The organism is Paenibacillus sp. JT31N7, from assembly GCF_059692095.1.
This window is the reverse complement of the sequence record NZ_JCAUAT010000001.1, coordinates 1,529,528-1,543,716: the sequence shown is the minus strand read 5'-3', so window position 1 is coordinate 1,543,716 and position 14,189 is coordinate 1,529,528. Positions and strand designations below refer to the sequence as shown.

Below are 14,189 nucleotides of genomic sequence, written 5' to 3'. Positions count from 1 at the left end.
TAGGCGGCTTTGACCGTACGAGTGGAGCCGGAAGCGGAAGGGGAGAAGCGGTGTGCTCGAACAGCTTGGACTGTTTCTGCAAATCATGCTGATCAACATCGTACTCAGCGGAGACAACGCCGTCGTTATCGCGATGGCAAGCAAAAATCTGCCTGCCGTGCAGCGCAGACAGGCCGTATGGTGGGGAGCGTTCGGCGCGATCGCCCTGCGGCTGATTTTGACCATTATCGCCGTGGGCGTCCTGAAAATCCCCTTTATCCAGGCGGCAGGTTCGGTATTTCTGCTCTGGATAGCAGTGAAGCTGCTGCTGGACAATAACGCCCATTCAACCGTCCAGCAGGCCGGCACGCTGTCGAAGGCGGTATGGACGATCATCGCGGCCGATTTTGTCATGAGTCTGGACAACGTTCTGGCGATTGCCGCCGCTGCCGGCAATAACCTCACCATACTGATTCTGGGGATCGGACTGAGCATTCCCGTCATCATTTGGGGAAGCGCCGTCGTCGTGGAGCTGCTGGAGAAAATGCCGGTACTCATTTATATGGGAGCAGCCGTTCTGGGCTTTACCGCCGGAGAGATGCTTCTCAGCGATGCGAAGCTGAGCGGCTGGCTTCTCGGAGACTGGCCGCATTGGCCGGTTCCGTGGCTGGGGGCCGTTCTGGTCGTTGCCATCGGTCTGGTGAAAAAATGGCTGTTTCCGCCGAAAAGAAAAACCGCGTTCTGACGTGGCTAAGTCCAGTTGTTCCCATGTCAATGCTAAGGTACATTCAAACGGCCGGCCCTTCGGGGGCCGGTCTTTTCATGCTGTGTAAGATATGGTAAACTGTTCATTACTGATAATGGTTCTCATTAATATGAAGTCGTTGTAAACAGGATTCTGCCGACCGGCAGGCTGATTTTTTATAGGCGGTGAGAGATGTGCAGACGGAAAAGAATCACGCATGGGCGGAAGAACCGGCGCAATTCCGGGCGTTTTATGCCAAGCAGTTTCGTGTCATTCTCGGTGGGGAGAGGCTCCTTGAAAACACGACCGGCGGAAGCGATTTTTTGCAGGAGGGATTGCAGGAAATGATCGGTCATTACAAGGACGTGTATAAAACGGACCACCTCCGCGCAATCGGCGCGACCCTATCGAGCTACCTGAGCCTGATACCGGCCGCTTTTCTTCATGCCATGTCGCACCATAATCTCGCTTTGCCGCTGGATCGGGCCTCAACGTCTATCCAATACGATCAAGAATCGTTCTACCTGCAGCTGCAGGGAAGCCCCCAAACCATCCTGGGTCCGGGACTTTCGCGGGAGGAGAGGCGGACGCAACTGGTTGGCCTCTTGTTCGAATCTTATATGAAGCCCGTGTTTCAGAGGCTCCGGGAGCTGACTGGCATAGATAAGCATTCCCAGTGGTCATACGCCGCATTAACGCTGCAAAGAAGCTATCAAAATTGGATGGATACGGCTGCCACGGAGGAGCTTAAACTTCTTCTCCGGGAAGATTATGAATATGTCGTCGGAGACTCGGACCCTACCTGGTTCGAATGTTCGGGAATCCGGGACCGGCACCCGCTGGACCTTCCTTTCAAGTTTGTGCCGGACGTTTATAACGAAAGCAAGAAGGTGCGGATGAAATACCGCTGCTGTCTGTTTGAAAAGCTGACGGGCACCTATTGCTACACGTGCCCGGCCATTACGGAAGAACACCGTTCACGCCGTGCGGAGGAAATTATCTCAGCCCGAAACAAATAAGCTGCGGGCGAAGCCGTTTTTAACTAGCAAAGCGTTCGACTCGTCAACTAGTGCATGACCGGTTTGAATTGCCTTTGACTGTTCGATTTACAGCCGCCGTCGGCTGCATCGTCAATCCCGGGCCGGTTGTGCCGTTTAACCCGCCGCTCGCAGCAAAAACCGCCGTTACTCCGGGAGTAACGGCGGTTTTTATTTGGGTTCGAGTAATTTGGCAAACCTGCATCTAATGCAGCGTCATTGCAGCGGATGTGCTGCATGTGGTTGACGGCCGGCATGCGATGTTGCACCTTGCGCCGGGAGTCCGCGCTTGGACTGCCGGGTGTTTTGCTATGCACGGCGTGGGCCGGTTTACCGGGTGCCTGGCTAAGCCGCCTTAAGCTGCGTGCTTTTGCGCCGTGTTTGCAGCAGATAGACGCTGTAAATGACGATCAGCAGCACGATGAGAAGGACGGACCAGCGGTAGGCGGCCCCGTAGCTGCCGACGAGGGAAGCGACAGCGCCGAGCAGCATCGAGCCGGTCCCGATGCCCAGATCGTTGGCGGAGTAGAAGGTGCCGTTGGCCGCTCCCCTTCTGGACGGCTCTGTCCGGTCGATCGTCCACGCCAGCAGGGCAGGCTGCACGGAACCGAATCCCGCACCGAATACGGCCGCGGCTGCGGCCAGCGACGACGCGGAATGGGCGTAGGAGAGCAGCCACAAACCCGCGCCGGTAAAGAAGGCGCCCGGAAACAGCACCCACGCCGGCCCTTTGCGGTCATAGACCAGTCCCGTCAGCGGACGGGTGATCAGCAGCATGACCGCATTGCAGACGAAGAACCAGCCGACGTTGCCGATACCGGCTTCTTTACCGAACAAGGTGAGGAAAGTGACGATTCCGCCGTAGCAGACGGCCGTAAAAAAGAGCAGAAGGGACGGAAGCAGCGCCCCCGGCTCGATCAGTCCTTTTCTGAATCCGCGCCATGAAAAGGGTCCGGAAGCGGATGGTTTTTTACGCCCCGAACTGATCAGCAGGGAGAGCAGCAAAGACGAGAAAGCGAGAACGGTGGAGAAAATGAACAACGGGTGAAAGCCGTACGCCGCGGCAATCCATAAGCCTGTCAAGGGGGCCAGGGCCATCGCCAGCGTATTGGACAAGCCGTATATGCCCATACCTTCGCCCCGGCGCTCGGAAGGGATAATATCCGAAATCACCGTCCCGAGCGAGGTGGTGGAAATTCCCCAGCCGATCCCGTGAATAAAACGGAGGGCGAGCAGCATGGCGACAACGGCGGCTGCCGAATAGCCGAGCACGGCCAGCCCGCACAAGGCGAGCCCCGCGGAGAGCACATGCCTTCTGCCGATGGTATCCAGCGCTTTGCCTGCGAACGGGCGCGTCAGCAGAGAGGCAATGGTGAAGGTACCCATGGCCAGCCCGATCTGGGTCTGTCCGCCGCCGATACCGGCCGCATAAAGCGGAATGGTCGGAATGAGCAGCTGAAAACTGAAAAATAAAAGCAGGTTCGAAAGGGAGGTCACCGCAAAGTCGCGGGTCCAGAGCGGTTTTTTCCTGATTTTCCGGTTCGTAGCCATCTCCGTTCTCCTGTCCTTCTGGTTACCGGTAGTATCCCCTTTTTACATCGGCTTAATAGAACCCCCTTAATTTAACAAACTTGCGCGCTTTCTTTTAACTGTCGGAAATAGTAAAGCCGTACGATGAGACTTGTTGGGAACTTAAAGTCGGAGGGGATTCTTTTGAAAAAGATCATTCATCGTTCGATGATTGCCGGAACGGCAATCGCACTTCTTCCATTCACGCTGGCGAGCGGCGCACTGGCCGCAGGTACACCGGCTGCCGAGAAAGAACAGAAGGCGGTATCCAAGAACGTGATCGTGCTGATCGGCGACGGAATGGGACCGGCCCAGGTGTCGGCCGGACGTACGTTCTCCAAACATAAGCTGGGCAAGGAACATCTGGAGCTCGACTCTTACTACGTCGGACAAGCCACTACCTATGCGGACCGGGGAGAAGACGGCGGCACAATCGTTTCCGGTGAAGTGACCGATTCCGCTTCGGCCGGAACGGCTTTCGCAACGGGCAATAAAACATACAACGCGGCGATCAGCGTTTCGAACGAAGACGTGTCCAAGCCGTTTGCTTCCGTGATCGAAGCTTCCGAGCTGGCGGGCAAAGCGACGGGACTCGTCACTACAGCTCGTATTACTCACGCTACACCGGCCGTATACGCCTCACACGTGCGCAACCGCGACAACGAGAGTGCTATCGCGTCCCAATATTTGAACGACGGGGATGTGGACGTGCTTTTCGGCGGCGGCAAGCAGTTTTTCCTGAGCAAGGACGAGAAGGGCAAACGGACGGACAAAACGATCATTCCGGACTTCGAAAAGGAAGGCTACAAAGTCGTGTACGACAAGCAGGGGCTGGCATCGCTGGACGGTAAAACCGGAAAAGCGCTCGGCCTGTTCGGAAGCTCCCACGTGGATTATGTGCTCGACCGTACGAATACCGTGCCTAATCTCGCGGAAATGACCAGCAAAGCGATCGACATTCTTTCCGCCAATCCGAAAGGGTTTACGATGATGGTGGAAGGCGGCCGTATCGACCATGCGGGACATGCGAACGATCTGCCGTCCGTCGTGCAGGAAATGCTCGATTTCGACGCAGCCGTTAAAGTCGCCATGGAATTTGCGAAAAAAGACGGCAACACGTCCGTAGTCGTTACGGCGGATCACGAAACAGGCGGCCTGTCGCTTTCCCGCGACAACATTTACGAGATCAACGTGGACGCTTGGGACGACCAGCAAAAATCGTCGGAACTGATCGGCGGAGAACTCAAAAACGCCAAAACCGTTGAGGACGTAAAAGCGCTCGTAGCCAAATATACCGGCCATACGGATCTGACAGACGACGAAGCGAAATTCATTCTCGCCGGAGACGGCTCTTCGTACAAGCAGGAAGGCGCGTTTAACGCCGTAATGTCCAAGCGCTACCTCGTGGGCTGGTCCGGACACGGTCATTCCGCCGTCGATGTAGGCGTATGGGCTTACGGACCGATCGCGGAGAAGGTAAAAGGACAGATCGACAACACCGACATCGCGCGTGCCGTGGCTTCCGTGGCGGGTATCGACTTGAAAGCGGCGACAGACAAGCTGCAAAGCGAATATGCCTACCCGAAATTCAAAGTGACCCGCGAAGGTGCTGTCCTTTATCCGGCGAGAGCGCTGGCTGAAACGCTGGGTGCCGAAGTGAAATGGAACGGGGATGCGCGCGAAGTCGTTCTGAGCGCGGGCGGCAGCAATCTTTCCGTAAATATCGATACGCAGGCAGCGGCCTTGAACGGCCAGCCAAGCGGCTTTAAAGCGAACATCGACAACAACGTCCTCTATCTCCCGCTGGAAGCATTCAACAAGCTTACGGGCAAAAACTTGACGTGGGACGCGCTCTCCGAGCGGATCAAGCTGAAATAATCGGCCGGACGAGAGCATAACCGGCAACATCCGACGGACAGGGGCATGCGGCTCCTGTCCGTTTTCATTGGAGGCTGACACGTATGATTAAGCTTACAGGTGTAAAAAAATCGTTCCGGCTGCCCGGCGAAGGGAAGCTCCCTATTTTATCCGTTCCGGAATGGGAGGTCGGGGAAGGCGAGCAGCTTGCTTTAACCGGTCCCAGCGGAAGCGGCAAAAGTACGCTGCTCCATCTGCTCTGCGGCGTACTCGCCCCGGACGAAGGGGAGATAACCGTCGACGATGTGCCTCTTCATTCTCAATCCCAAGCCCAGCGAGACCGGTTTCGTTCCGAGAAGGTCGGCATCATCTTTCAGGATTTCCACCTCATGGCCTCGCTGACGGCCAGACAGAACGCGGAGCTGGCACTGCCGGTGAACATGCCTAAATCGGAGAAGCGGGAACTCGCAGCGGCATGGTTCGAACGCGTCGGGCTGGCCGACCGGATGAATCATCTGCCCGGCCAGTTGTCCCGTGGACAGCAGCAGAGGGTGGCGATGATCCGGGCCCTGATCCGCCGTCCGAAAATCGTGCTGGCCGATGAGCCTACGGGGAGCCTGGACCGGGAAACGGCCGAGAACGTGATGCAGCTGCTCCTCGAGCTCACCGCGTCCGAGAACGCGACGCTGCTGGTCGTGACCCATGATCTTGAACTGGCTGCGGGGTTTCGGACAAGAACGCACATCGGAGAGCTTAACGAGTGGTACGCGCCGAAGGAAGCGAGCCGTCCGGCAGGCGGGCCGGGGCGGGGTCCTGTTTTGCCGGGAGATACGGCTGAGCCGACGCGGACTCCCGGCTGGAAAGGAGAAAAGCTGGGATGAGTGTTTTTCAGGTTATTTGGCGCAATGCGCTTCACCGTAAGACGTTATCGGTCTTAACGATGCTTTCGGTCGCTTTGACGGCCGCTTTACTGCTCTTTGTGCTGATGTGGAACGAAGGTGTGGAAAAAGGCGCCGAGAAAGGATACGGTCCTTTCGAGATTACGATGGGAGCGGAGGGGAGCAAGACCCAGCTCGCGATGAGCACTTATTATCACATCGGGGCGCCGACCGGGAATATACCGAACGCCATGTACGAGCAGGTGAAGAAAGAAGCCGAGGCGGAGGAAGTTTTCGCCATTACGACGGGCGATAATTTGAACGGATATCCCATAGTCGGCATAGACGCCCGATATTTCGCCGTCCGGTACGGGGATAAACAGCTCGCGTCAGGAAGCTTGTACGGCGGACTCGGCGAAGCGGTTATCGGCTCGCATGCCGCCCGTACGCTCGGCCTGAATGTGGGGGATACGTTCAAGGGCGGGCACGGCCTCGTCCATGCCGCCGAAGCGGCGGGAGAATCTGAGGAGGAGCATCATGAGGAAGAAAGCGGGGAGCATGCGGATTCGAGCCACGAGGGCGAGCAAGGCGAACATGACGCACACGACGGACATGAAGCTTTCTCGTACAAAGTCGTCGGCATCCTGCCGCCCCTGCATTCTCCCGACGACCGTGCCGTATTCACGACACTGGACTACGCCTGGGCGGTCCATGGAGAAGCGGCGCAGCATGATCGCGAAGTGACGGCGCTTATGGTGAAGCCGAAATCGCTTCTTGGCGCCCAGGCGCTCAAAAACAAATACGACGCGATGACGGGTCTTCAGGCCATGTATACCGGCAAGGCCGTAGCGGATGTCGTCAATGTGGTGGATAAAGGCACTCAGGTCGTGCAGATCGTGACGTACCTTTGCGTCCTTCTGGCCGCTCTGACCCTGCTGCTGTCTTTGCTGGCGGCGGCAAGTGAACGCCGCAAAGATGTCGCCCTGCTGCGCCTGATCGGCAAGCCGGGACGCTATGTGTGGACGGCGCTTGTCGGCGAAGGCGTTTTTCTGACCGTGGGGGGGCTGCTTGTCGGGCTTCTGCTCGGTCATAGTGCCGGAGCTGCCGGAAGCTCCCTGCTGTTCGATTTCGCCGGGATCCAGATCGATCCTTGGTCGCTTGCACCCGGCGAGCTGCTACTGGCGGGAGGAGCCGTCCTGCTCGGCATAGGCGCGTCGGCGATCCCGGCCTGGCAGGTTTACCGGGTAGACCCCTTGTATCTGTTCCGTTCCTGAGCCGGCAGCAAGCATAAACGCAGCCGCGCAGCCGCGCTGCCCGAAAGACCGGACAGCAATCCCATTCACTTATGTAGGAGGAGATCCATAATGAACTATACCCGCACGGTTTTGACGATTCTCGCCGCCGCGCTCCTGATATCCGCCTGCGGCAAAGAAGAGGCGCCGAAGCCTGCCGCGCAGTCGTTCGGCTCCGCGTCGGCCGCGCAGACGCCCGCGGATGCCGACGCCGCATCCCCGGCCGCGGTGACGGCTCCCGCGGGAAGCGCCGCGCCGGAGGGAACGCCCGCGCCGAGCGGCGGGGGCGTCCCCGGCGGACTGCCGCCGGCTGCCGGCGATGCGGGCGGAGCGCCCGCCCCGTCCGCGTCGCCCGGCACGGCCCCGCGGCAGAGCCCTGCGCCGGGCGCGGCAGCCCCGGGCGGCTCCGTGCAGCCGTCCGCGGCCCCTTCCGGCGGCACGGCCCCCGGAACCGCTCCTGCGGCAAGCGCGCCGCCGCAAAAGAACGCGTCCGCAGGGACCGGCACTGCGGACAAGGCTCCGGCCGCCGCGAAGCCAACGGCGGCCCCGGCCAAATCATCGTCCCCCGTGCTGAAGTGGACGGAGTTCTTCGACGACGAGAAGCAGGCGACGCCGTCGAATAAATTCTGGGATCTCAACGGCAAAAGCGTGGAGATCCGAGGGTTTATGGGCGAAGTCCTATCCTTCGACAAGCACTGGTTCCTGCTCATTCCGGCCCCCGGAGCGGAATGCCCTTTTGACAACGGCGACGAGACTTACTGGAACAAGATCATGATCGTATTCGTACCGAAGGAGACGAAGCTGCGCTACACGTCAGGTCCCCTTAAAATCAAGGGCAGACTCGACGTCGGCGTCAAAATCGACGAGTCCGGCTACAAAACGATGTTCCGGCTCTACGACGCTTCTTTTGAATCGATAAAAGAATAGCTTATCCGCATTTCCCGCCCGAGGATTGGCCCTAGCCAGCATTTCCCGTTTGCGATAAACTGGAAATAAAAAGCGTGTCGATACCGGACGGAAATGCCGCCGGACGCGAAGGGGCGGGCTGCCGGATTTCCCGGATACGGAGATGGCGATGCGGAAAGCCTCGCCGCCGCGATTCCGGCAATCCGCAAATCCGCTATCCGTCAAGGTGTCGTCCGACTAAAGGGGGATCGCAGATGTCGAACAAACCGTTATCTATGGGAATCATTCTTATCGGGGTGGCGTTAGTTCTGCTGCTCGGAAAAATCGGCTTTTTCACGTTCATCGGGGCGCTTCTGTGGCCGCTTGTGCTGCTCGTGCTGCCCGGACTCGTGCTGCACGCCCTCGTCTTCAACCGGACATTGCCATCCGCGGCGGTTTTTCCGGGCGGCGTTCTCGTTACGTACGGCATTCTCTTTTTCTTGTGCAGCCTGTTCGGTTGGGGGCTCATGTCCATTCTGTGGCCGGGGTTCATTTTCGGGATCGCGGTCGGTCTCTACGAACTCGTTTATTTCGAAAAAGGCCGGGATAACGGGCTGAGGATGATTGCTATCGGGCTTGCGCTCGTATCCGTGGTGCTGCTGCTCTTCAACCTGGTGTTTACCGTGAGCATTTACCTGTTTATCGTGCTCCTGCTGGCGGCCGGCGCGGTGCTGATCCTATCGGGCAAAAGAATCTGGTAACGCGAAAAGAGCGGAAACCTGAAGGAAAATCCCTTTTTGCTTCCGAAAAATCTTGCTTTTAGAAGTTCTATCGCGTATAATCGGAACGTTGTAGCGTCGGAATGCATCCGGCGCTTATTTTGAAACAGTGCCCGATCGGCCGCTTACGGTTCTCGCAGCCGTCCAAACAGACTGCCCGGTCGGTTTACAAAACTGTCAAAGCTGTCACAGACAGGCATGTTCCCCGGAACGGCCGAGGCTTTAGGCTTACGGCCTTCCGCGTCACATACGGTACCACAACGTTTTTGCCAAGCATCACGGCTTTGCCCATTCAATAAAAGCGCGCAGCGCCCAAGGAGAGAGGACCTACCTTTATGTTTCCCAGAGAGAAAATCCGCAACATCGCGATCATTGCCCACGTTGACCACGGTAAAACCACGCTAGTTGATAAGCTGCTCCAGCAGTCCGGTACATTCCGCGAGAACGAAGCCGTTCAGGAACGCGCCATGGATTCCGGCGATTTGGAACGGGAACGCGGCATCACCATTCTTGCCAAAAATACGGCCATTAACTATAAAGACCACCTGATTAACATCATGGATACTCCCGGACACGCCGATTTCGGCGGAGAAGTGGAACGGATTATGAAAATGGTTGACGGTGTTCTTCTGGTCGTCGATGCTTTTGAAGGAACGATGCCTCAGACGAAGTTCGTTCTTCGCAAAGCACTCGAGCAGAACCTGACTCCGGTTGTTGTCGTTAACAAAATCGACCGTCCGAACGCTCGTCCGCTCGAAGTCATCGATGAAGTGCTGGATCTGTTCATCGAACTCGGCGCCAATGACGATCAACTGGAGTTCCCGGTCGTTTACGCATCCGCCCTGCAGGGTACGTCCAGCCTGGAGTCGGACTCTCAAGGCGAGAACATGCTGGCTCTTTACGAAACGATCGTCAGCCATATCCCGCATCCGACTGAAAGCGTGGACGAGCCTCTTCAATTCCTCGTTACCCTCATGGACTTCAACGAATATCTCGGAAGAATCGGGATTGGCCGCGTGAACCGCGGGATCATCAAGCAAGGACAGCCCGTGGCCGTTATGACCCGCGAAGGCGGCATGAAGCAGGCACGCATCGAGAAGCTGTTCGGTTTCCAAGGCTTGAAGCGTGTGGAAATCGAGCAGGCCGGCGCCGGTGACATTATCGCAATCTCCGGTATCAAAGACATCAACATCGGCGAGACGATTGCCGATCCGACCAATCCGGAAGCACTGCCGGTTCTGAAAATCGACGAGCCTACTCTGCAAATGACGTTCATCGTCAATAACAGTCCTTTTGCAGGCCGTGAAGGCAAATGGGTGACATCCCGCAAGCTTCGCGAGCGTCTGTTCAACGAGCTGGAAACGGACGTTTCCCTGCGCGTGGAAGAAACCGACAGCCCGGATATGTTTATCGTATCGGGACGCGGCGAGCTTCACCTCGGTATTCTTATCGAGAATATGCGCCGGGAAGGCTTCGAGCTTCAAGTTTCCAAGCCGGAAGTCATTATCCGTCAAATCGACGGCCAGAAAATGGAGCCGATCGAGCGTCTTCTTATCGACGTACCGGAAGACAGCATGGGCGCCGTTATGGAAAGCCTCGGAACGCGCAAAGCCGAAATGGTGAACATGGTGAACCACGGCAACGGCAACGTCCGTCTGGAATTCCTGATCCCGGCCCGCGGACTGATCGGTTACCGGACGAACTTCCTGACGCTGACACGCGGTTACGGCATCATGAACCATGCTTTCGACAGCTACGGCCCTTATGCCGGCGCCGGTGTCGGCGGCCGTCACGAAGGCGTTCTGGTTTCCATGGAGAACGGTGTAGCCACCACTTACGGCCTGATGTCGATCGAAGACCGCGGTACGCTCTTCGTAACTCCGGCTACTGAAGTGTATGAAGGCATGATCGTTGGCGAGCATACGCGCGATAACGATATCGTTGTCAACATCTGTAAAGAAAAGCAGCTTAACAACATCCGTTCCGCAGGGAAAGACGATACCGTTAAGCTGAAAGTTCCGAGAATCTACTCTCTGGAGCAGGCCCTCGAATATTTGAACGACGACGAGTATTGCGAAATTACTCCGAAATCGATTCGTCTTCGCAAGAAGATTTTGAACAAGAACGAGCGTGAACGCGCGGAGAAGCACCGCAAAACCGCTGACACCAACGCGTAAGCCAACTGAATCCATCTTTTCACCCACGAAGGGAAATAAGCGGGAATTTGTGTTCCTTCGCCTTATTTCCCTTCTTTTTTAACTATACAAAGGGGGTTGCAGCGTAATGTACCAATGGTTCGCCGAGAATTTTTGGCTGACGTGCCTCATTATTTTCCTCATGATGTCCTTCGTGTATAACAAGGTTTTCCGTACACGCCGACTGCCGGTTCTGAAAGCGCTGATCGTTTACATCCTGCTTGCGCTGGGTTCGTTTATGCTTACGTTTTTCCAGGTGCTCGGACCGCAGATTCCGATTGTCCCTTCGCTCGCCGTAGCGATTTTACTCATGCTGATTCTGCGCATCCGTTATTTTGTCGAGGGACGGCGCAAGAAGAAAGATTCCGGACAAACGGGACAGTAAGCACACGTGGATCAAAATTTGATTGTAAACCGGGGGGCCGAGATCTATGACGCTTCAGGACGCTTTGTTCAACTGGCTGCAGATCCGCATTGTGGCCGATGCAAGACCTCTTGACGAGGCGGCCGGGAAAACGGTCGACTTCTTCGAAGAGATTTTGCGGGAAGATCATGGTGTAAGCGAATTTGAAAAGACGGAGGCGGATGAGAACCGTCTTCGGATCGACTATGTGCGGCAGGGAGAGAAGCATTCCGTCTTTTACGACCGTGAGCACGCCGAGCGCCTGCTTGCCGATATCGGTTCCAACCCCAAATACAACGAATAACTAGCGCTCTTTTTCACGCCTGGATAGACAAGGGTGACATATCTTCCTTGTGAAGACGAATACAATGGTTGTATCTGTCGCTAAAGGAGTGTGAATCCGTGCCTGACCGCAACTGTACATAGCGTGAAGCTTTTTCCATATGATATACTGAAATCAGGCGGGCCTTGGTTCGCTAACAGCACTTATTTAAAATGATGCAGGAGGCGCTGCAGGCATGGCGGAAGAAATTACAGCTCTCTCGGAACAATTGATTGCGGAATTTCAAAAGGAAAAGCTTGTCCTGCTGCATACGATCGACTCGGAAACGGGAGCCCCTACGGCCAATGCCATCTCGTGGGTATTTGCACCGGACCCGGGGAGAATACGCTTTGCTGTTGACAAGCGTTCCCGTCTGATTTCAAACTTGGAGAAAAACCCGTCGGCTACCGTTACGATGATCGCCGCGGGGACTGTACACGCTATTTACGCGGAAGCCGCGCCGGCGGCCGAAGTTCTTGAAGGGGTGCCCTTCAAGCTGGCCTGCTATGATCTGAATATCCGTGCCGTTCGCGACGCGATGTTTTACGGTGCCCGTATTTCCGTAGACCCGGAATTCGAGAAAACCTATGACAAACGTGCAGCCGACAAGCTGGACGGACAAGTATTTGAAGCGATGAAAAAAGCCTAGGCACTCTTGTGCCCGGGCTTTTTGTCACTTTGGCGCTTTGTCTGAAAATGCCGTTTTATGCGGAATCGGGGATGCGGAGGAAAGTTGAAAAGAAATCGGACGCCGCCCGGAATCGATCCGCGGAATGGGAGTAAACCTGTAGCTTTTCCCCCGGGGCCGTATCGTGGTATCCCCGTAAACATTACAGATTCGGGAGGGAATTTCGGGAATGAAAAAAATTTTCGTGCTCGATACCAACGTACTGCTGCAGGATCCGAACGCCATGTTTTCCTTTGAAGATAACGAGGTCATCATTCCGGCCGTCGTGTTGGAAGAGATCGATTCCAAGAAGCGCAATGCCGATGAAATCGGACGCAATGCCCGGATGGTCTCCAGATTGCTGGATGCGATGCGGGAACGGGGACGGCTGCATGACGGAATTACGCTCGACAGCGGAGGCAGCCTGAAGGTGGAGCTTAATCACAAGAGCTTCAATAAAATGCAGGAAGTCTTCGCCGAGGTGACGAACGATAACCGGATTATAGCGGTGGCGCTTAACTACCGGACGGAGGAACAGACGAAATCCGAGCCGCGGCCCGTCATCCTGGTCAGCAAAGATATGCTGGTCCGTATCAAGGCGGATGTGCTCGGTCTGACCGCACAGGATTACTTGAGCGACCGCGTTGTGTCCGATCATGAAATGTACGCGGGCTGCACGACACTTCATGTCCATCCGTCCGTGATCGACGAGTTTTACTCGTTCCGGTTTCTGAGCGTGCCCGCGCTTAATCTGGGCTACCGGCTGAACCCGCACGAATTCGTTATTCTCCGGGATGTGCTGGGCACTTCGAAATCGGCGCTGCTCAAAACGTCATCCGACGGCAAAAAGCTGGAACCGCTCTTCTTGTCCAACGAGCCGGTATGGGGAATAGCCGCACGCAACGCTCAGCAGCGGATGGCACTGGAACTGCTTCTGAACGACGACGTTTCCTTCGTCACTCTTTCGGGCAAGGCCGGCACCGGCAAAACCTTGCTGACGCTGGCAGCGGGACTGCTTAAAGTGGAAGACGAGCGTAAATACAAAAAATTGACGATCGCGCGTCCGGTTGTTCCGATGGGGAAAGATATCGGTTACCTGCCGGGAGAGAAGGACGAGAAGCTCCGGCCCTGGATGCAGCCGATTTACGACAACCTGGAATTTCTCTTCGATACGAAAAAGGCGGGTGACATCGAGAAAATACTCGCCGGGCTCGGCAGTATCCAGGTAGAAGCCCTGACTTATATCCGCGGACGCTCGATACCGGGACAATTCATTATTATCGATGAAGCGCAGAATCTTTCGAAGCATGAAGTGAAAACGATCGTATCCCGGGTAGGCGAAGGCAGTAAAATCGTTCTGCTGGGAGATCCCGGTCAAATCGATCATCCATACCTGGATGCGGCAAGCAACGGTTTGACCTATGCGGTCGAGCGGTTCAAGCAGGAAGAAATCAGCGGACACGTCACGCTGGAAAAAGGCGAGCGGTCACACCTCGCCCAACTGGCGGCCGATTTGCTGTAGCGTACGAACAAAAGCGGCGGGCTTAAAGCCCGCCGCTTTTGTTGTGCCGATTGGAGCGT

Annotated in this window: 13 protein-coding genes; 12 read left to right on the top strand and 1 reads right to left on the bottom strand. The window is 56.3% G+C overall.

Annotation, left to right across the window (positions count from 1 at the left end; genetic code table 11):
• The first annotated feature begins 52 nt into the window (after positions 1–52).
• Positions 53–724, top strand: coding sequence for a TerC family protein (locus AC58P5_RS06990; protein ID WP_497385392.1), 672 nt, complete (start codon positions 53–55; stop codon positions 722–724).
• Between the two features lie 194 nt (positions 725–918).
• Complete coding sequence (locus AC58P5_RS06985) at positions 919–1,743, top strand: IucA/IucC family C-terminal-domain containing protein (protein WP_497385390.1); 825 nt, start codon at positions 919–921, stop codon at positions 1,741–1,743.
• 363 nt (positions 1,744–2,106) lie between these two features.
• Here the strand turns inward: AC58P5_RS06985 and AC58P5_RS06980 are convergent, their stop codons facing one another.
• Positions 2,107–3,312, bottom strand: coding sequence for an MFS transporter (locus tag AC58P5_RS06980; RefSeq protein ID WP_497385389.1), 1,206 nt, complete (start codon positions 3,310–3,312; stop codon positions 2,107–2,109).
• 162 nt (positions 3,313–3,474) lie between these two features.
• Here AC58P5_RS06980 and AC58P5_RS06975 point away from each other — a divergent pair, with 162 nt between their 5' ends.
• The 10 genes from AC58P5_RS06975 (at position 3,475) to AC58P5_RS06930 (ending at position 14,130) form a co-directional block, all read left to right on the top strand.
• Complete coding sequence (locus AC58P5_RS06975) at positions 3,475–5,208, top strand: alkaline phosphatase (RefSeq protein WP_497385388.1); 1,734 nt, start codon at positions 3,475–3,477, stop codon at positions 5,206–5,208.
• Between the two features lie 83 nt (positions 5,209–5,291).
• Entirely contained in the window at positions 5,292–6,068 is a 777-nt protein-coding gene (locus AC58P5_RS06970) for an ABC transporter ATP-binding protein (RefSeq protein WP_497385387.1), read from the top strand.
• Positions 6,065–7,339, top strand: coding sequence for an FtsX-like permease family protein (locus AC58P5_RS06965; protein ID WP_497385386.1), 1,275 nt, complete (start codon positions 6,065–6,067; stop codon positions 7,337–7,339). Before AC58P5_RS06970 ends, AC58P5_RS06965 begins: the two co-directional genes overlap by 4 nt.
• A gap of 90 nt (positions 7,340–7,429) precedes the next feature.
• Positions 7,430–8,284 (top strand): hypothetical protein, encoded by an 855-nt coding sequence (locus tag AC58P5_RS06960; protein WP_497385384.1) that lies wholly within the window; start codon positions 7,430–7,432, stop codon positions 8,282–8,284.
• A 233-nt stretch (positions 8,285–8,517) separates the two neighbouring features.
• Positions 8,518–9,003, top strand: a complete 486-nt coding sequence (locus tag AC58P5_RS06955; RefSeq protein WP_497385383.1) for a hypothetical protein — start codon at positions 8,518–8,520, stop codon at positions 9,001–9,003.
• Between the two features lie 353 nt (positions 9,004–9,356).
• Positions 9,357–11,198 (top strand): translational GTPase TypA, encoded by a 1,842-nt coding sequence (typA, locus tag AC58P5_RS06950; protein WP_497385381.1) that lies wholly within the window; start codon positions 9,357–9,359, stop codon positions 11,196–11,198.
• Between the two features lie 106 nt (positions 11,199–11,304).
• Entirely contained in the window at positions 11,305–11,601 is a 297-nt protein-coding gene (locus tag AC58P5_RS06945) for a YlaH-like family protein (protein ID WP_497385379.1), read from the top strand.
• Between the two features lie 46 nt (positions 11,602–11,647).
• On the top strand, positions 11,648–11,923 hold the full coding sequence (locus AC58P5_RS06940; protein ID WP_497385377.1) for a hypothetical protein: 276 nt from the start codon (positions 11,648–11,650) through the stop codon (positions 11,921–11,923).
• 214 nt (positions 11,924–12,137) lie between these two features.
• Entirely contained in the window at positions 12,138–12,590 is a 453-nt protein-coding gene (locus AC58P5_RS06935) for a pyridoxamine 5'-phosphate oxidase family protein (RefSeq protein WP_497385375.1), read from the top strand.
• 208 nt (positions 12,591–12,798) lie between these two features.
• Positions 12,799–14,130, top strand: a complete 1,332-nt coding sequence (locus tag AC58P5_RS06930; protein ID WP_497385374.1) for a PhoH family protein — start codon at positions 12,799–12,801, stop codon at positions 14,128–14,130.
• Positions 14,131–14,189 lie beyond the last annotated feature (59 nt).